Source organism: Xanthomonas arboricola pv. juglandis (assembly GCF_001013475.1).
Lineage (GTDB): Bacteria > Pseudomonadota > Gammaproteobacteria > Xanthomonadales > Xanthomonadaceae > Xanthomonas > Xanthomonas arboricola.
Genome location: NZ_JZEF01000003.1, coordinates 613,324 through 632,479, shown reverse-complemented (window position 1 = coordinate 632,479; position 19,156 = coordinate 613,324). Strand labels below are relative to the sequence as shown.

The following is a 19,156-nucleotide window of genomic DNA, read 5'->3' as shown; positions in this document are numbered from 1 at the left end:
GGTGGCCCGCCCCATGATGCGGCCCAATGCATTCCCTCCCTGGCACGACCAACACATTGCACCGCTACGCCAATCGATGGCGGCACTACCGATCGGGACAAAGGATGGCCAGTTTGGGCGGGCGGAGGAGCGGCCCAGCCCACCAACAGGGTTGGACCGGCGAAAACGAGTGGCGGGTGGCAAGCGACGATAGTGCGGCGATAGCCACAACGTCCCGGCCTGACATCCCGTCACGCACAGTGCAACGCATCCGGCGGCGATAGCTTCGGCTGCCTGCGTGCGACCGGGACTTCCTCGATCACCGACGCCCTGGGCCCGCCAATAAAAAAGCTCCCTCCCCGCTGGGCGTCGGGGAGAGAGCTCGATGTTTACGGCGATCGGGTAGTGCAGATCAGATCAGCGGCGCCGGGGTTGCGGGCAGCGCGACCGGAGCGGCCTTCTTCTTGCGAACGGCCGGCTTCTTCTTGGCGACCTTCTTCACAGCAGGCTTCTTGGCGGCAGTCTTCTTGGTGGCGGACTTCTTGGTCGCCTTCTTGGCAACTGCCTTCTTCGCGGTCTTCTTTACTGCCTTCTTGGCGGTCTTCTTGACGGCCTTCTTGGCGGCAGTCTTCTTGGTCGCCTTCTTTGCAGTCTTCTTCACTGCCTTCTTGGCGGCAGTCTTCTTGGTTGCCTTCTTTGCAGTCTTCTTCACTGCCTTCTTGGCGGTTGCCTTCTTTGCAGTCTTCTTGACGGCCTTCTTGGCAGCAGTCTTCTTCACTGCCTTCTTGGCGGTTGCCTTTTTGGCGACCTTCTTGACTGCCTTCTTGGCGGCAGTCTTCTTCACTGCCTTCTTGGCAGTGGGTTTCTTTTTCGCAGCTTTTGCAGTGGCCATGTAATTGGCTCCTCGTCAGTGAACTATGGAGGTGAAACGCCCAGTTGAAGCAACCCCGCAACGGCATGCCGTCGTCGGGAACCGTCCGCAGGTAATGCGCGACGGGACGGATACAGAAACACCCGCATCGAACAGCGACGCGGGTGCGTGATCGGAGCGACTGCTGCTTTTTTGGAGAGAAGCGGACCCAACTCCACCGTGGATAGCGCTTCGGTGGACATCGGGAACAAGCGTGTCGGCTTGATGTCGATTCTGCTCACTCTCTTTCGCAGCAACGTCTGCTGGGCGAAACCTAATCACGCTTTTTTTTACTGTCAACACTCTTTTGCATTTTTTTTTCAACGCCTCGTCGCGATGCGTCCCGTCGAGCCGGCCCAAAGACGCCGTGCGATGGCGCGCGTCGCTGCCCTTGGCATGCAGCGGCGCAACGACGTTTTCAAAAAAGCACTTCTTTTGTGCTGTTTTTTTTTTGCGATGCAGACATGCGCGCTGTTGCCCACTGCACCGACGTAGCAGCGCACGCCTGGTCGCCGCAGTGCGCGCCGCCTGTCCGCCAGCTGAAAATTTTTTATCGACCAAGCTTGCCTGAGGCCTCGCACAAGCAAAAATGCGCAAACTTATTGCGCGGTTTTCGACCCATGCGTGCATCCGCATGCGCTGCCAACGGCATGCGTTGCGCACCGTGTGCGAGGTTGGATGCAGGCGACGCTGCAAATATTTTTCACCGGCTGCACGCCATCTCCTCACGACCGGCTCACGCCAGAAATCCGACACCGCGACAGTCGCGTCGCGTTCGACGATGTCGCGCGCGCATGCCGCTGGCGAGTGCATGGTCGTCGAACATCGGCAAAGGCTTGGACTGCGAGCGACAGCCGGCACCGGTCGGGCGCGCGCAGATCGGCAGCACGCACGCCATTGCCGGGCGGGATCGACGCGCGGCCACCGCCACGCAGGCAAAAAAATGGCCGCTCCAACGAGCGGCCATCCGGGTGTGCGACGGGCGAGGCGCGCTCAGTGCGCTTCGTCTTCCAGCAGCTCTGCATAGTCGTCCGGCGACAGCAGGTCGTTGAGCTCTTCCTTGTCGTCGAGTTCGACCACGAAGATCCAGCCTTCGCCGTAGGCGTCTTCGTTGATGGTCTCCGGCTTGTCGCTGAGTGCGCTGTTGACCTCGACGACGGTGCCGCTGACCGGGCTGTAGACGTCGGAGGCGGCCTTGACCGACTCCACCACCGCCGCGCCGTTGCCGACCTGCACGGTGTCGCCGACGCCGGGCAGTTCGACGTAGACCAAGTCGCCCAGCAAGCCCTGCGCGTGGTCGGAGATGCCGACGGTCACGCGGCCGCTGCTTTCGACGCGGGCCCACTCGTGGGATTTGAGGAACTTGAGGTCGCCAGGGATCTCGCTCATGGGTGTGCTCCGGGGAAACTGATGGGTTGGGGACAGGTGGCTAGTTTAGACCGCACGACAAGACAGGTGCACGTGCGTGTCGGCCGGTGGGTGGCGATGGATGTTGCACGCTGCCGGACGTTTGCACGCCCGGCAGAGGTCTGACTCATTCGCCAAGGACGCCGGGCTGCGCCTGGCCGTCGCGCACGAACGGAAACTTCACCGCGCGCAACGGCACCTGCTTGCCACGGATGTCCACGCGCAACGCGTCGATGCTGCCGGCCGGCACGCGCGCAAATGCGATCGCCTTGCCGAGCGTGGGCGAGAAGGTGCCGGACAGGATCTCGCCTTCGCCGCTGGCGCTGAGCACGGTCTGGCCATGCCGCAGCACGCCCTTCTCGTCCATCACCACACCGATCAGCTGACGCGGTGCGCCCTGCGCCTTTTGCGACTCGAGCACGGCGCGACCGATGAAGTCGCGGCCATCGTCCAGGGCGATCGTCCAGGCCAGCGCGGCCTCGTACGGACTGACCGTGTCGTCCATGTCCTGGCCGTAGAGATTCATGCCGGCCTCCAGGCGCAAGGTGTCGCGTGCGCCCAGGCCGGCCGGCTTGACGCCCTGCGCGAGCAGCGCGTTCCAGAACGCCACTGCTGCCTCCTGCGGCAACACGATTTCGAAACCGTCTTCGCCGGTGTAGCCGGTGCGCGCAAGGAACAGCTCCACGCCATCGCGCAAACGCGTCTGCAGCGCAGCGAAACGGCCGAGCTTGCTCGCCGCTGCGGTATCGGCCGGATCCACCAGTTCGATCACCTTGGCGCGCGCGTTGGGGCCTTGCACGGCGATCATCGCAAAGTCGCTGCGCTCTTCCACACGCACCTGGAAAGCTGCGGCCTGTTCGCCGATCCACTGCAGGTCCTTTTTGCGGGTGGCGGCGTTGACCACCAGGCGGAAGAAGTCCTCGCGCAGGAAGTAGACGATCAGATCGTCGATCACCCCGCCCTGCGGGTTGAGCATGCAGGTGTACAGCGCCTTGCCGGAGACCTTGAGCTTGTCCACCGAGTTGGCCAGCAGGTAGCGCAGGAACTCGCGCACGCGCGGACCGTGCAGGTCGACCACAGTCATGTGGCTGACATCGAACATGCCGGCGTCGCGACGCACCTGGTGGTGCTCGTCCAGCTGGGAGCCGTAATGGATCGGCATGTCCCAACCGCCGAAGTCGACCATCTTGGCGCCGAGCGCACGATGGGTGTCGTTGAGGATGGTCTTCTGGGTCATGCGCGCCGGTCCAAGGGAAAGAGGACCATTATCGCCGCCCGGCCGCGCTTGGGGGAACGGCGCAGGCCACGCAGCAGCGCGCTGCGCCAGCCGGACCTGGCCGCGCCATATCGCGCCGCACTGCAGCATCGCTGCCTCGGCGCGACGCGCGTGCCTGGCCCGATCAACCGGACGCCTGCACCTGCAAGGTGTCGGCGTTGCGCATCTCGCCGCAACGGAGCAGGCAGCCGCGCGTTGCGAAACGCCGACGTTGCTGCGAAGGCGCGCTCAGACGCCGCGCGGCGAGAACATGATGATCGCCATGCCGAGCAGGCAGCACGCTGCGCCAAGCAGATCCCAACGCGTCGGCGTCACCCCGTCCACCCACCACAGCCACACCAGCGCACTGGCGATATAGACCCCCCCATAGGCGGCATACACGCGGCCGCTGGCATCGGGATGCAGGCTCAACAACCAGACGAAGACGGCCAGGCTCAGCGCCGTCGGCAGCAGCAACCAGATGCTGCCGCCCTTACGCAGCCACAGATAAGGCAGGTAGCAACCGACCAGCTCGGCAACGGCAGTGGCCGCGAACAGCAACAGCGTGGTCGGTGCAGCATTCATGCGCGGCCTGGCTTGTCGACGCCTGGCTTGCCAATGTCAGCGTGCTGCAGCTCCGGAATGTCGCGCGCCTGCTCACCGGCCGCGGGCGCGTCAGTGACAGGCGTCGCGGCAGCTTGATCGGGAGCAGCAGGATCACCGCCGCATTCGCCGCGCTTGACCTGCTGCCACAGCGCCTCCTGCTGCTGCAGCGACAGCGCGTCCAGGGAGGTGCCGTCCGCCTGCGCCTGCGCCTCCATCGCGCGAAAGCGGCGCTCGAACTTGAGATTGGCATGGCGCAGCGCCGCACCCACGTCGACCCTGGCGTGGCGCGCCAGGTTGGCGCAGACGAACAACACATCGCCGAGTTCGTCTTCCAGCCGCGCCTGGTTGTCGGCGACCGGGCCACGCGCGAACTCCACGCGCAGCTCCTCGATTTCTTCCTGCAACTTTTCCAGCACCGGCGCCGGGCCGGGCCAATCGAAGCCGACCCGCGCCGCACGCGCCTGCAGCTTGGTGGAGCGCTGCCATTCCGGCAGGCCGCGTGCGATGCCGGCAAGTGCGGAGTCATCCTGATGGCCGGCCGCGCGACGTTCGTCGCGCTTGATCTGCTCCCAGTTGGCGCTCACCGCCTGCGCATCCTCGGCACGTTGCTCGGCAAACACGTGCGGGTGGCGACGCACCAGCTTGTCGCTGAGCGTGGCGACCACGTCGGCGAATCCGAACGCGCCCTGCTCGGCGGCCATCTGCGCGTGGAAGACCACCTGCAGGAGAAGGTCGCCCAGCTCGTCGCGCAGAGCCGGCAGGTCATTGCGATCGATGGCGTCGGCGACTTCGTAGGCTTCTTCGATGGTGTACGGCGCGATGCTGGCGAAGGTCTGCTCCACATCCCACGGACAGCCGTGCTCACGATCGCGCAGGCGCGCCATCAGCTGCAGCAGGCGCTGGAGGTCGCCGGTCGGCGGGGACTGAGACATGGTGTGTTCCTGGCAGGTGTGGTGCAGTGGAGTGGCGTGCCCGGGCGATGCCGCAGGCACGTGCCGCGTCACCTGGCGGCAGGCGATGGGCAGGGACCGCATTGGACATGACTGCATCGGGAGTGCGCGCAGCCGCCGGATCCAACCGGCGAGCGCGCAAGCGGCGGTCGGCGGTACTCACACCAGCCAGCTGCGCCACGGCAGATTGGGATCGCCCAGCGCGATGAAATCGCCATTGAGCAAGGTGTCGCGGCGGTTGTAACGGAACGGTTTGCCGGTGCCGCCGGCCAGCAGCACACCGCCGGCGGCGTGCAGCACGCACTGGCCGGCTGCGGTGTCCCACTCGGAGGTGGGACCGAAGCGCGGATACACGTCCAGGTCGCCTTCGGCGATGCGGCAGAACTTCAACGACGAGCCTTGCGCAACCACATCGATCTCGCCCATGCGCTCCAGCGCGGCGGCGGTGCGCGCGTCGCGATGCGAGCGACTGGCGGCGACCCGCAGCGGCGTGGCCGCCGGCGTGCGCGTGTGCAGCATCTCGTCGCGGTCGCCATCGCGACGGTAGGCGTTCTCGCCCCGTGCGGCGTACCAGACCCGGCCATCGACCGGCGCCTGCACCACACCGAGCACCGGTGCGCCCATATGGATCAGCGCGATGTTGACGCTGAACTCGCCGTTGCGCTTGACGAATTCGCGGGTGCCGTCGAGCGGGTCGACCAGCCAGTAGCTGGTCCAGAACTGACGGTCTTCCCAGGCCACGTGCGCGGATTCTTCCGACAGCACCGGCACGTCCGGGGTGACCCGGCGCAAGCCCTCGACGATGACACGGTTGGCGGCAAGGTCGGCCTGGGTCAGCGGGCTGGCGTCGTCCTTGATTTCGACCGCAAAATCCTGCGCATAGACATCCATGATCGCCGCCCCCGCCTCGCGGGCGATGGCGATCACGGTTTCGCGCAGTTCCATCGGGATGCGGATCATGGGTTGCGCTCCAGCCACTCGCGCGCAATGAACAAGGCGGCCAGCGAACGGCCTTCGGAAAAATCTTCGCGCAGCATCAATTCGTCCAGACGGGCGATCGGCCAGGGCACCACCTCCATCTCTTCCGGCTCGTCACCCACCAAGCGCTCGGGATAGAGGTCGCGTGCCAGCACCAACCAGGATTGGTGACTCATATAAGTAGGAGCGAGCGTCATCGCACGCAGCACCTGCACCTGGCGCGCGCCGTAACCGGCTTCTTCCTTGAGCTCGCGGTCGGCGGCCTGCTCCGGCGTTTCGCCGGCATCGATGCGGCCCTTGACCAGACCCAGCTCGTAGCGATGCACGCCGGCGGCGTACTCGCGCACCAGCAGCACGGTCTGCGCGTCGAGCATCGGCACCACCACCACCGCGCCGTGGCCCTGGCTGAGCTGGCGCTCGTAAAGGCGACGCTCGCCGTTGGAAAATTCCAGATCCAGCTGCTGGCGGCGGAACGGCCCGTCACCCAAATCGGTGATCTTGTGGATGGTTGGCAGGCGCGGGCTCATGCGCAGCACGCAGCGGCGGAGCCGACCGATAGAATAGGCGTATGCATCGACATGTTCATGAGCCCGAAATCCTAGCAGACCCGGCAGCCTCTCAAGCTGACGAACATTGGCGGCAACGCGATCTTGAGGTGCTGTGGCACCCCTGCACGCAGATGCGCGAGCACCCGCACACACTTCCGCTGGTACCGATCGCGCGTGGCGACGGTGCGTGGCTGATCGGCCACGACGGTCGCCACTACCTGGACGCGGTCAGCAGTTGGTGGACCAACCTGTTCGGCCATAGCGAACCGCGCATCGGCGCGGCCATCGCGCGCCAGGCTGGCGAACTGGAGCAGGTGATGCTGGCCGGCTTCACCCATGCGCCCGCCGTGCAGCTGGCCGAGCGCCTGCTGGCAATCGCGCCGCGCCAGGCCGGCCGCGCGCCGTTGTCCAAGGTGTTCTATGCCGACAATGGCTCGGCCGGCGTGGAAGTGGCCTTGAAGATGGCCTTCCACTATTTCCATAACCGCGGCGAGCACCGCCGCACGCGTTTCGTCGCGCTGGAAAACGGCTACCACGGCGAGACCATCGGCGCGCTGTCGGTCGGCGACATCCCGCTGTATCGGCGCGTGTATGCGCCGTTGCTGCTGGAGTCGATCTTTGCGCCCTCGCCCGATGCCTACCTGGCCGAGCCCGGACAGAGCGCGGAAGACTACGCATTACAGGCGGCCGATGCGCTGCAGGCGGTGTTCGAACAATCGCCCGGCGAAATCTGCGCGCTGATCCTGGAGCCGCGCGTGCAGTGCGCAGGCGGCATGCGCATGTATCACCCGGCCTATCTGCGCCGCGCACGCGAACTGTGCGACGCGCATGGCGCGTTCCTGATCGCCGACGAGATCGCCACCGGCTTCGGTCGCACCGGCAGCCTGTTCGCCTGCGAACAGGCCGGGATCATGCCCGACCTGTTGTGCCTGTCCAAGGGGCTGACCGGCGGATTCCTGCCGCTGTCGGCGGTGCTGGCCACGCAGCAGTTGTACGACGCGTTCCTGGACGACTCGCGCGAACGCGCGTTCCTGCATTCGCATAGCTACACCGGCAATCCGCTGGCATGCGCCGCCGCGCTGGCAACCCTGCAGATCTTTGCAGACGACGATGTCATTGCGCGCAACCAGCGTACCGCCACGCACATGACCACGCTGGCTGCGCAGATCGGCGAACACCGCGCGGTGGCCGACGTGCGCCAGGCCGGCATGATCGTGGCGTTCGAACTCACGCAGGGCGGCGACAAGCGCACGCCATTTCCGTCTGCGGCGAGGGTGGGTCTGAAGGCCTATCGCGCCGCACTCGACAAGGGCGTGGTGCTGCGCCCGCTCGGCGACGTGCTGTACTGGATGCCGCCGTACTGCGTGGACGACGCGCAACTTGCGCTGCTGGCTGCGACCACCCGCCACGCCATCGAGGAGGCCGTTGCATGCGCCTGACCCGCTCCCATGTCGCACTGCCGCTGCACTGCGACCAGGAGGTGACGCTGCCGGAAGAGTCGGCCAATCACCTGCTGCGTGTGCTGCGACTGCGCGAGGGCGATGCCTGCGTGCTGTTCAACGGCGACGGCAGCGACTACCACGCGCGCATCACCCTGGCCGGCAAACGCGAGGCGCGCGCACTGGTGGAACGTGCCGAGCCGCTGCGCAACGAGTCGCCGTTGTCGATCACCCTGATCCAGGGCATCGCGCGCGGCGAGAAGATGGATCTGATCCTGCAGAAGGCCACCGAGCTGGGGGTGACGGCGGTCGTGCCGGTCAACGCCGAGCGCACCGAGGTCAAGCTGGATCCGGCGCGCCTGGAAAAACGCCTGGCGCATTGGCGCAGCGTGGTGGTGTCGGCCTGCGAGCAGTCCGGGCGTGCGCGCATTCCCACGGTCGCTGCGCCGCACGGCCTGCAGGACGCAGCGCAGGCCAGCGACCGGCAGGCGCTACGGCTGACGCTGGACCCGTACGGCGAGCATCGCCTGGGCAGCCTGACGCTGGGCGCACAACCGCATGTGGTCGTGGCGATCGGCCCGGAAGGCGGCTGGTCGCCACGCGATCGCGCCACCCTCGCCGAGGCCGGCTTCAGCGGCCTGCAATTGGGGCCGCGCATTTTGCGCACCGAAACCGCGGGGCTGGCCGCGATTGCGGCGCTGCAGTCGCGGCTCGGGGATCTATAGCGCCATGTCGTCGTAGGAGCGCACCTGGGCGCGACCGGGCGTTTATCGGTAACGCTTCGTCGCGCCCGGGTGCGCTCCTACGGGGAAATGCGGCCGTTGCGTGTTGCATTGACTGCACCGTCCACTGCATCCCGGCCTGACACCCACGCTGGCTCGTAGGAGCGCACCTGGGCGCGATTGGGCATTATCGGTAATGCCTCGTCGCGCCCTGGTGCGCTCCTACGGGGATGCGGAGTTGATTGGTGGGTGCAGACAGCTGCACCGGGCGATGCGCACGCGCTCAGCGGCCGTGCTGCAGGAACCAGCTGGCCGCGCCGATCACACCGAGCTGGCCGTGCTCGACGATACTGACCGGCACCTGTTCCAGCGCCGGACGCAATGCGCCCTTGTCGAGCAGACGTGCGACGAAATCACTTGCGGCCACGAATGCGGCAATCTGCGGCAGGAACCCACCCGCCAGATAGACGCCGCTGCGCACGCCGTAGAGCAGCATCATGTCGCCGACCACGCTGCCCATGAAACCGCAGAACGCCTGTAGCGCATCGCGCGCCAGTCCGTCATCCCCAGCCAGTGCGGCAGTAGTGACATCGGCCGGGCTGGCATGCAGCACCGGCGCGCCACGCAGCGCGGCCAGCGCGGTGTAGAGATTCAACAGACCCGGGCCGGAGAGCAGGTGCTCGGTGGCCACGTGCGTGCGCGTGCGGCGTAGCTCCTGCAGCAAGGCCACCTCCAGATCGCTGGCTGCGGCAAGCGCGGCGTGGCCGGCCTCGGTCGGCAACACCACCGGGCTGGCACCGTTGGGAATCCACAACGCCGCGCCCAGGCCGGTGCCGGGACCCAGTATCAGCGCCGGACCCGGCGCGCCCTGCGGCGGGCCGGACAACTGCAGGACCTGATTGCCGGCCATGTAATTGGCCGCATGCGCCACAGCCTCGAAATCGTTGACCAGATGCAATGCCTGCATGCCGAGCTGGCGGCGGATCTGCTCCGGCGCCAGCACCCACGGCAAGTTTGCGGTGATCACGCTGCCGTCTTCCAGCGCATACCCGGCGCTGGCGATGACGCCACGCTGCACCGGTGCGCAGCCCAGCTCCGCAAAGAACGCGGCCATGATCTCGGCCAGGCCCGGGTAGTCGGCGCACCGGTACTTACGGTAGTCCAGCACCGTGACCGGTTGGCGTGGATCGGGGCTTTCGCACACCAGCGCCAGACGCACATGCGTCCCCCCCACGTCTGCGGCAACGAAGGTGTCGGGGCGCGGAAAGGCCACCGCTTCCATTGGACTGCTTGCGCTCACGCATTCTCCTGATAAGTGGCCGCGGGCTGGCGTCATGCCCGTTGTCCGACGAACGGTAACGGGTAGACAACGTTGTCAGTAATCGCTTTGTAACGCAACCGTGGCGATCACGATTTAAACAGGATGCCGCCAATTTCATCATCCACTAAAAATCCGCATCCATGACAGTGATTTCAGCACAAATCAGGGTCCGCCATCTGCATATGCGTAATTCACCATAGAAACAGCTGATCGCGACACGGCGCCACTCTTGATGCGTTGCGCAGCCGCGTCGGCGCAGTGCGCGGCATCACCAACAAATGCTGCATTGCAGCGCAATCGCAGCCGCTTCAGAGATCTGTGACGATGTGTTGACAACGCTGTCAACGCTACGCGAGACTCGATCCAAATCGGGGTTCTGGCAGGAGGGGCCATGGACTGTTCGGTACTCAGGAACGGGCTACTCCCTCGCCGGTGCATTCCAGATTCGTGAGCGGGACATCACCCGATGTTCGACTCACTGAAGTCGCATTCGCTCTACCGCTTCACCACACGGGGGACACCTCCTCTACCACGCGAATCACCCGGGCCCGCCTCTAGCGACGCGTGCCAGTGCGATCACCGCGATCGGTCAGGGCGTGTTGTTTTGCCGGCCACGCCGAGCGCGTGACGCCTTCCAGAGGCGGCGCGCTCACAGCACTAACCAACGAGGTTTAGCCATGCACAGCCGCACCACGACGTTAGCACTCTGTATTACCGCCGCTCTGTACTGCTCCGGCTCTGCAATGGCTGCCGGACAAGAACAACAGGCTCCTGCCGCCACGCCGTCGGCGACCACCGAGCTGGATACCATCACCGTCACCGGTTATCGCGCATCGCTGGAGAAGAGCCAGTCAGTCAAGCGCTCGGCCAACTCGATCGTCGATGCGATCAGCGCCGAAGACATCGGCAAGTTCCCGGACATCAATGCCGCCGAATCGCTGTCGCACCTGCCGGGCATCAGCGTCGACCGCCAGTTCGGCGAAGGCGAAAAGGTCAGCATCAACGGCACCGACCCGGCCTTGAACCGCGTGCTGCTCAACGGCCAGACCATCGCCTCGGGCGATTGGGGCGGCAACCCGACCGACACCAGCGGCCGTACCTTCAACTACACCCTGCTGTCGCCGGAAATCATCGGCCTGATGGAGGTCTACAAGACCCCGGAAGCGCGCATCGACGAAGGCTCGATCGGCGGCACCGTGATCGTGCACACCCGCAAGCCGCTGGACCTGCCCAAGAACACCATCCGCGGCTCGGTCGGCTACAACTACAATGACCGTTCGGAAGAAGGCAATCCGCGCGGCTCGGCGCTGTGGAGCTGGAAGAACGACGACGAAACCTTCGGTGCGTTGATCTCCGCCACGCATGACAAGCAGGATATTGCACGTGCTGGTATCGAATTCTTCGGTTACAACACCGGCGCCGGCATTGCGCCGACTGCCGCGATCTCGGGCGACGGCGGCGACGTTGCCACTGCCCGCATTCCGGTAGGTATCAACAGCGCCTTTTTCCAGCAGACCCGCCAGCGCGATGGCCTGCAGGGTGCATTGCAATGGAAGCCGAACGAGCAGAACGAATTCAATCTGACCGGCGTCTACATCAAGGGCAAGTACAACAACTTCAGTGAATCGCGCTACGTCTGCCCCGGCTGCGGCGATCAGGACAAGATCACCAGCGCAACCGTCCAGAACGGCTACATCACCCAGGCAACCGTGACCGACGGTGCCGGTAACGGCAACCAGCCCTACGCGCAGCTGGACACCAACTATCGCGAGAGCGAAGTCACCACCAAGAGCTTGAACCTGCGCCACGACTGGCTAGGCGAGAAGTGGGTTTTCACCACGCAGATTGGCGATACCAAGGCTACCGGCGGCAAGAATCCCGAATACCTGATGAAGTTTCTGCTGCAGGACGGCGGCTATAACTTCAACTATGACGGCACCAGCACAGGCGTCACGTATGGCAACAATGGCGCATCGAACTGGGGCCTCAAATCCGGGCAGCAGGCTGGCGGCATTGAATACACCACCAGCAAGGATCAGGAAAAGTATTTTCAGTTCGATGCGGCACGTGACCTCGACTGGGGTCCGCTCAACAAGCTGCAGCTGGGCTACAAGTACATCAACCACCAGAATGGCCAAGACTCGCGTGGCAATGCGATCTTCGCCAATCAGGATGTGCTGCTGACGTCATTTAATCCAGGAACTACCCCTAGCGGCCTTTACGATGGATTAAATGCCAGCTCCGATCTGGTCAACTGGCCCACTGCAAATCTCAACTCTGTACTTTCGTATCTAAAGTCGTTGCCACAGGGCGCACTGGAGAACAAGTATGGCCAGATGTTCGATGTCAAAGAGATCACCAGCAATCTCTATGCCCAACTCAACTTCGAGTCCGGCAACTGGCGCGGCAACCTGGGTGTGCGTTACGTCGACACCATGGACAAGTCGCTGTACTGGCTTAGTTCCAATGGGGGTACGTTCACGCAGGTTCAGTCCAAAACGAACTACTACAAGCCTTTGCCGAGCTTCAACATCGCCTACGACATCGACGACGACAAGGTATTGCGCTTTTCGGCAGCAAAGGTCATCGCCCGCCCCCGCTATCAGGATCTGGCAGGCTCGGTCTCTCTCAACAGCACCAGTAGCGATGGCACCGTCTGTACCGATGCGAACTCCTGCAACCTGACGGGCAGCGGCGGCAACCCCAACCTAAAGCCATATGAATCAACCAATTACGACCTGGCGGCCGAGTGGTATTTTGCTCCGTCGAGCATGCTGTCTGCTGAAGTGTTTTATCGTGACATCGGCTCTTACATTGTCACCGTCACCAATGCGCAACAGTTGACCGATCCGATCAATGGAGTCAGCGGCACCTATCAGATCAGCTCTCCAGTCAATGCAACCGGCGCGAAGGTGACCGGTGCCTCGCTGAACTATCAACAGGCCTTCGGTTATGGTTTCGGACTCCAGGCAAACTATACGTACGCCGAAGCAGATTCCGATGGCGGGCTCAATCTTCCATACCTGTCGCGCAACACTTACAACGTGATCCCGTACTGGGAACAAGGCGACTGGATGGTACGTGTGAATTACAGCTATCGCTCTAAGTACTTCACTCAGATCGGCCGCTTGAACTCGAACGTCTTTACCGACGAATACAAGCAGCTAGACCTGACCGCTTCCTATCAGATCAACGACTGGATGGGCATCAGCGTGAGCGCAACCAATCTGCTGGATTCGACCTACTACTGGTACAACGAGGTCAAGTACGCGCCGATCGGCATGTACAAGAACGGCCGCGGTTATCAGGCCCAGTTGAACTTCAAGTTCTGATGTAGTCCCGGCGCGCCACCGACCCTCCACGGTGGCGCGTTTTTTTTGAGCTGTGCGTTGCATGCAGCGCACAGCTCGATGTTGTACCAAGGAGTGGTACTGGCCACGCCCCTTCGCGGTTGAGGGAGCATGGCCAGGCCCGCTTTTGCCATCCACGTGCCGGCTGCGCTGCAACCGACATGTCTCGCTTGAAGGAGTGCAGTTCCCATGACGACCGATAGCCGCCCCGCGGCTCCATCCCGCCGCCACGCCGGAGCTGCACCCAGAACGCGAATGCTCGCGCTCGGTCTGCTGCTCGCGTTGCCTGCTGCCACGCTCAGCGCGCAATCGCCCAGCGCGCCTACCGCCACCACACTCAGCCCGGAACAGATCGACCAGCAGTGGCTCAGCGCCACCGCCAAGTACGCCCCCGAGCGCGAGCGCCTGGTGCGCGAAGCCGAGGCCGGCGCACGCAAGGGTCCGTTCCGCCCCGACTGGGCTGCACTCAAGGCCTATCAATCGCCGGCGTGGTACGACAATGCCAAGTTCGGCATCTTCATCCATTGGGGCGTGTTCTCGGTGCCGGCGTTCGGCAGCGAGTGGTATTCGCGCAACATGTACCTGGAGGGATCCAAGGAATTCGCCCATCACGTGGCGAGCTACGGGCCGCAGGCAAGCTCCGGCTACAAGGATCTGATTCCCAAGTTCACCGCGCCCAAGTTCGATCCGAATGGCTGGGCCAAGCTGTTCCGCGACTCCGGCGCGCGCTATGTGGTGCCGGTGGCCGAGCACCATGACGGCTTCGCGCTGTACGACTCCAAGCTCTCCGACTGGACCGCGGTGAAGATGGGACCCAGACGCGATCTGCTGGGCGAGTTGTCCAAGTCGATCCGCGCGCAGGGATTGCACTTTGGGCTGTCCTCGCATCGCGCCGAACACAACTGGTTCTTCGACGGCGGGCGCAAGTTCGATTCGGACGTCAACGACCCGCGCTATGCCGCGCTGTACGGCCCGGCGCAGGTCCGCCTGCCGGGCAAGGACGATGCCGATGTGGCCAACGACTGGACGCCGGTGTCGCAGGCATGGCTGGACGACTGGCTGGCGCGTACCACCGAGCTGATCGACACCTATCAGCCGGACCTGATCTATTTCGATTGGTGGATTGCCCACCCCACCTTCCGCAGCAGCCTGCCGACCATGCTGGCCTACTACTACAACCAGGGCGCGGCGCGCACCGAAGCCGATCGCGGCGTGGTGGTGAACTACAAGCTGGGCGCGTTTCCGGAAGGGGCCGGCACGCTGGACATCGAGCGCGGCCAGCTCACCGGCATCCATCCCACCCATTGGCAGACCGACACTTCGGTGAGCAATGCGTCGTGGGGTTATATCGAAAACGACACCTACAAGTCGCCGACCTTCATCATCCACATGCTGGCCGATGTGGTGGCCAAGAACGGCAACCTGATGCTCAACATCGGCCCGCGTGCCGATGGCTCGATCCCGGATACCGAGCGCGGCATCCTGCTGGCGATCGGCAAGTGGCTCAAGACCAACGGCGGCGCGATCTACGACAGCAAGCCGTGGCGCGTGTATGGCGAAGGCCCCACCGAGGTGGTCGGCGGCACCTTCCAGGACGTCAAGACCAAGCCCTACACCGCCGAGGATTTCCGCTTTACCACGCGCGATGGCGCGCTGTATGCGATCGAACTCGGCTGGCCGGCCGGCGGCAAGGCGGTGATCCGCTCGCTCACACCGGCCGACGGCGTGCGCGGCGTGACGCTGCTGGCCAACGGCAAGAAGGTGCCGTTCGAGCAGCAGGCCGACGGCCTGCATCTGAGCCTGCCGGCCAAGCCGGTCGGCGAGCACGCCTACGTGCTGCGCATCGATCTTTCTTCTTCCTCCACTCCCTGACGGATGCTGTTTTCATGAGCAAGCGATTGACCTGGATCCTGCTGGCGCTGGCGCTGGTATGCGCGCCGGCCCTGGCCAAAACCCCCACGGCGTTGTTCTATCTGATGAACACGCAGAAATCGACCAACTCGTTCCTGGCCAATGTCGACAAGATCGACGTGGTGGTGCCGACCTGGTATGGCGTCGACCAAAACGGCCTGGTCAACGGCACACCCAACATGTACCTGTACGACATCGCCAAGCAGAAGAACCTGCGGGTGATGCCGATCCTGTCGATGACCACCGGGCGCGACGGCTTCCACAAGCTGATGCACGACGAGGCCGCCAAGAAGCGCATGATCGAATCGCTGCTGATCCACGGCAAGCAGCACAAGTACTACGGCTTCCAGTTCGATTTCGAGAACATCGCCTGGACCGACCGCGATGCCTACACGCTGATGGTCAAGCAGACCGCCGATGCGCTGCACAAGGCCGGCTTCAAGATGTCGGTGGCGGTGGTGCCCAATGCCCCGGGCCATGCCGAAGGCGGCCAGTTCTCCAAGTGGATGTGGGAATACTGGCGCGGCGCGTACGACCTCAAGGCGCTTGGCCAGGCCGTGGATCTGGTCAGCATCATGACCTACGACCAGCACACCCGCTGGACCACGCCGGGCCCGGTCGACGGCATGGTGTGGATGAAGAAGCACCTGGATTACGCGATCACCCAGGTGCCGAAGGACAAGCTCTCGCTCGGCATCGCCACCTACGGCTACCGCTGGTACACCGGTAATCCGGTCAAGGAAGACGGCACCGAGGCGTCGAACATCTCCGCCACCTACATCGATGCCGACGAATCGTTCCCGCTGGCGATCGAGCAGAACGCTACCGTGCAATGGGATCCGGTCGAGCAGGAATCGTGGTTCTACTTCTACCGCGACGACATGCGCGAGTGGGTGTTCCGCCCGGATGCGCGCAGCTTCAAGGCACGCTACGACCTGGTGAAGCAGTACGGCCTGGAAGGCTTCAGCTGCTGGGTGCTGGGCGCCGAGGACCCGAAGGTGTGGGACGAGTTGCCGACCGCGCAGCGCTGACCGCGTCATCGCACTGCTGCACGACATGACGGGCGCGGTCGGTGTTCGCATCGGAATGCATCCACTGCAAGCCGATGCGTGCACTGCCCGCGCCCGTTCTGCACCACGCCATGCGGAGCGCGGTCGCTGCGCGACACCACACACCGCGCACCCCGACGAAGCGTGCGCCAGTCCCTGCGCCATCCGGCACGGCTTTGCTACTGTGCGTGGCTGCCGTATCTCCCCCGCCATACCGGGATGTGATTGCATGATGTCGAACTCCGCACCGAGCCTGCGCTCACCGTTATCCGGGCCACCGTCGCCGCGCAGCCTGCCGTCGCGCCTGCTGTCATCGCACGGACGTTCCTCGCGCCTGCTTGCGATGGCGCTGACGGCGATGGTGCTGGCGGGCTGCGGCCAACGCGATGCAGCGACCGCACCTGCGGCCAATCCCGGCAACACCGCAACACTGCCTGCGACCACCGCACCGCTGCCCCTGATTCCTGCCCCGGCCGAAGCCAGGCGCGGCACCGGCAGTTTCCGCGTCGGCACCGGCACGGTGATCTCCATCCCCACCGGCAATGCCGAGGTGCGTCGCAGCGCCGAGTCGCTGGCCAGCCTGTTGCAACGCACCCGCGGCCTGACCCTGGAAGTGCGCACCGAAACCAGCGCCTCGCCGCACAGCATCCGCCTGGAGCGCACCCCGCAGGCGCCGGTGGCACACAAGGAAGGCTATAGCCTGGATGTGGACGACAATGGCATCCGCATCACCGCGCGCGATGGCGCTGGCCTGTTCTATGGCGCGATCAGCGCCTGGCAATTGATGACGCCGGATGCGCGCAAGGGCGATGTCACCGTACCGGCGGTGGCGATCCGCGACTGGCCGCGCTTTGGCTGGCGCGGCCAGCATCTGGATGTGGCCCGCCACTTCCACGACGTCGACACCGTCAAGCATGTGCTGGACGCGATGGCCGCGCACAAGCTCAATGTGCTGCATTGGCATCTCACCGACGACCAAGGCTGGCGCATCGAGATCAAGCGTTACCCCAAACTCACCGAGGTCGGTGCCTGGCGCACCCCGCCCGGCGCCGGCCAGCACGGCACGCCCGAGCGCTATGGCGGTTTCTATACGCAGCAGCAGATCAGCGAGATCGTCGCCTATGCGGCGCGCCTGCACATCACCGTGCTGCCCGAGCTGGACATGCCCGGGCATGCGCAGGCCGCGGTGGCCGCGTATCCGGAAGAAGTCGGCGTGCCCGGCCAGCGCACGCAAGTGGGCGTGGACTGGGGCGTCAACCCGTACCTGTTCAACACCAGCGAACGCAGCCTGAGCTTCATCACCAACGTGCTGGACGAGGTGCTGACCTTGTTCCCGTCGGCATATATCCATATCGGTGGCGACGAGGCGGTCAAGGATCAGTGGGAAGCCTCGCCCGCGGTGCGCGCGCAGATGCGCAAGTTGGGCGTCAAGGATGCGCACGCGATGCAAGGCTGGTTCAACGAACAGCTTGCGGCCTACCTCACCCAGCACGGCCGGCGCATGATCGGCTGGGACGAAATCCTCGAAGGCGGCGTGCCGGCCAGTGCCTCGGTGATGTCGTGGCGCGGCACCGACGGTGCGGTGACCGCCGCCAGGCAGGGCCACGATGTGGTGCTGGCGCCAGGCGACTGGCTGTACCTGGACAACCTGCAGACCACCCGCAGCGACGAACCCAACGGCCGCCTGACCGTACTGCCGTTGTCCAAGGTCTACGCTTTCGACCCGGTACCTGGTGAACTCAGCGCCGCGCAGTCCACGCATGTACTCGGCGCGCAAGGCGCGTTGTGGTCTGAATACATTCCTTCGCGCTGGCATGTGGATCACGCGCTGTTCCCGCGGCTGTCCGCCATCGCCGAAGTGACCTGGTCGCCGGTGGCTGCTCGCAACTGGAAGGATTTCCTGGCGCGCCTGCCGGCGCAGCTGCAGCGCTACAAGGCGCTGGGCATCGACTACAGCGACGGCGCCTTCGCCGCCGATATCGCACTGGAAGGCGGCCCCAACCCGGTGCTCGCTGGCGGCCCGGCCAAGGTGGTACTCGGCACCCAGGCCGGTGCGGGCACGCTGCACTACACCATCGACGGCAGCGATCCCACACCGGCATCGCCACGTTATGCGGCGCCGTTTACGATCCAGCTGCCGACCACGGTCAAGGCCACCGCCTTCGATGCCGGCGGCAGCGCGCTGGCGGCCACGCGCAGCCGTACTTTCGATCGTGCCGGCTTGTTGCGCGTGGACACCCAGGGCCTGCGCGATTGCGTGGACACCGGTGCGCTCGGCCTGCGCCTGCCGCTGCTGCCGGAACTGACCGCTGCCGACACGCCGGTCTACAACGTCGACCTGTTCCATGCCTGCCGGCTGTATCCGCAGGCGCGCCTGGATGGCGTCGGCGCGATCCGGATCGAGTCCGCACGCCTGCCGAACAACTTCGGCCTGGCCCACGAACAATCCAAGGTGGTGCAGTACCCCGCCAAGACGCGCCGCGGCGAGCTGGAAGTGCGCCTGGGCTGCGAGGGCGAGCTGATCGCCAGCGTGCAATTGCCCAACAGCGCCACGCTGGGCGAACAATTCACGCTGGAAACCGCACTGCCTGCACGCACCGGCATCCACGATCTATGCCTGCGCTTCACCGCGCCGATTCGCGGCCCGCTGTATGCCATCGGCGCCGTCCAGTTGATTGAAACCACCGCGCAGGCGCCCCCCGCCGCCACGCGCTGATCCATCCAAGGAGAG

At 64.7% G+C, this 19,156-nt stretch carries 15 protein-coding genes; 6 read left to right on the top strand and 9 right to left on the bottom strand.

Features of this window, described 5'->3' with window-relative positions:
- Positions 1-391: 391 nt before the first annotated feature.
- From XARJCFBP2528_RS22590 to nudE, 8 genes are all read right to left on the bottom strand, one after another.
- Positions 392-871 (bottom strand): hypothetical protein, encoded by a 480-nt coding sequence (locus tag XARJCFBP2528_RS22590; protein WP_039519650.1) that lies wholly within the window; start codon positions 869-871, stop codon positions 392-394.
- 15 nt (positions 872-886) lie between these two features.
- Positions 887-1,702, bottom strand: a complete 816-nt coding sequence (locus XARJCFBP2528_RS23480) for a hypothetical protein (protein ID WP_155410728.1) — start codon at positions 1,700-1,702, stop codon at positions 887-889.
- A 180-nt stretch (positions 1,703-1,882) separates the two neighbouring features.
- Positions 1,883-2,278 carry a glycine cleavage system protein GcvH gene (gene gcvH / locus XARJCFBP2528_RS13425; protein ID WP_016902771.1) on the bottom strand — a complete coding sequence of 132 codons (396 nt, stop codon included), beginning with the start codon at positions 2,276-2,278 and terminating at the stop codon, positions 1,883-1,885.
- A gap of 145 nt (positions 2,279-2,423) precedes the next feature.
- On the bottom strand, positions 2,424-3,533 hold the full coding sequence (gcvT, locus tag XARJCFBP2528_RS13420; RefSeq protein WP_047124787.1) for a glycine cleavage system aminomethyltransferase GcvT: 1,110 nt from the start codon (positions 3,531-3,533) through the stop codon (positions 2,424-2,426).
- A 267-nt stretch (positions 3,534-3,800) separates the two neighbouring features.
- Positions 3,801-4,136, bottom strand: coding sequence for a YnfA family protein (locus XARJCFBP2528_RS13415; RefSeq protein WP_016902773.1), 336 nt, complete (start codon positions 4,134-4,136; stop codon positions 3,801-3,803).
- Positions 4,133-5,089, bottom strand: coding sequence for a nucleoside triphosphate pyrophosphohydrolase (gene mazG / locus XARJCFBP2528_RS13410; RefSeq protein WP_047124843.1), 957 nt, complete (start codon positions 5,087-5,089; stop codon positions 4,133-4,135). Before mazG ends, XARJCFBP2528_RS13415 begins: the two co-directional genes overlap by 4 nt.
- 177 nt (positions 5,090-5,266) lie before the next feature.
- A complete protein-coding gene (cysQ, locus tag XARJCFBP2528_RS13405; protein WP_016905000.1) occupies positions 5,267-6,067 on the bottom strand; it encodes a 3'(2'),5'-bisphosphate nucleotidase CysQ in 801 nt (266 codons plus the stop codon).
- Complete coding sequence (gene nudE / locus XARJCFBP2528_RS13400) at positions 6,064-6,612, bottom strand: ADP compounds hydrolase NudE (protein WP_016905001.1); 549 nt, start codon at positions 6,610-6,612, stop codon at positions 6,064-6,066. Before nudE ends, cysQ begins: the two co-directional genes overlap by 4 nt.
- Before the next feature lie 41 nt (positions 6,613-6,653).
- Between nudE and bioA the strand changes: the two genes are divergently transcribed.
- Together bioA and XARJCFBP2528_RS13390 are read left to right on the top strand one after the other, a co-directional pair.
- A complete protein-coding gene (gene bioA, locus XARJCFBP2528_RS13395) occupies positions 6,654-8,072 on the top strand; it encodes an adenosylmethionine--8-amino-7-oxononanoate transaminase (RefSeq protein WP_047124786.1) in 1,419 nt (472 codons plus the stop codon).
- A complete protein-coding gene (locus XARJCFBP2528_RS13390; RefSeq protein WP_047124785.1) occupies positions 8,063-8,797 on the top strand; it encodes a 16S rRNA (uracil(1498)-N(3))-methyltransferase in 735 nt (244 codons plus the stop codon). Before bioA ends, XARJCFBP2528_RS13390 begins: the two co-directional genes overlap by 10 nt.
- 280 nt (positions 8,798-9,077) lie before the next feature.
- Here XARJCFBP2528_RS13390 and XARJCFBP2528_RS13385 read toward each other — a convergent pair whose 3' ends face one another.
- Complete coding sequence (locus tag XARJCFBP2528_RS13385; protein WP_180973942.1) at positions 9,078-10,076, bottom strand: glucokinase family protein; 999 nt, start codon at positions 10,074-10,076, stop codon at positions 9,078-9,080.
- A gap of 716 nt (positions 10,077-10,792) precedes the next feature.
- On the opposite strand from XARJCFBP2528_RS13385, the gene XARJCFBP2528_RS13380 reads away from it, so the two are divergent.
- From XARJCFBP2528_RS13380 to XARJCFBP2528_RS13365, 4 genes are all read left to right on the top strand, one after another.
- Positions 10,793-13,447 (top strand): TonB-dependent receptor, encoded by a 2,655-nt coding sequence (locus XARJCFBP2528_RS13380; protein WP_026064672.1) that lies wholly within the window; start codon positions 10,793-10,795, stop codon positions 13,445-13,447.
- Positions 13,448-13,654: 207 nt separating this feature from the next.
- Positions 13,655-15,337, top strand: a complete 1,683-nt coding sequence (locus tag XARJCFBP2528_RS13375; protein ID WP_026064671.1) for an alpha-L-fucosidase — start codon at positions 13,655-13,657, stop codon at positions 15,335-15,337.
- Between the two features lie 14 nt (positions 15,338-15,351).
- Complete coding sequence (locus XARJCFBP2528_RS13370; RefSeq protein ID WP_016903894.1) at positions 15,352-16,407, top strand: glycosyl hydrolase family 18 protein; 1,056 nt, start codon at positions 15,352-15,354, stop codon at positions 16,405-16,407.
- Positions 16,408-16,717: 310 nt separating this feature from the next.
- A complete protein-coding gene (locus XARJCFBP2528_RS13365) occupies positions 16,718-19,141 on the top strand; it encodes a family 20 glycosylhydrolase (protein WP_047124842.1) in 2,424 nt (807 codons plus the stop codon).
- Positions 19,142-19,156: the final 15 nt, after the last annotated feature.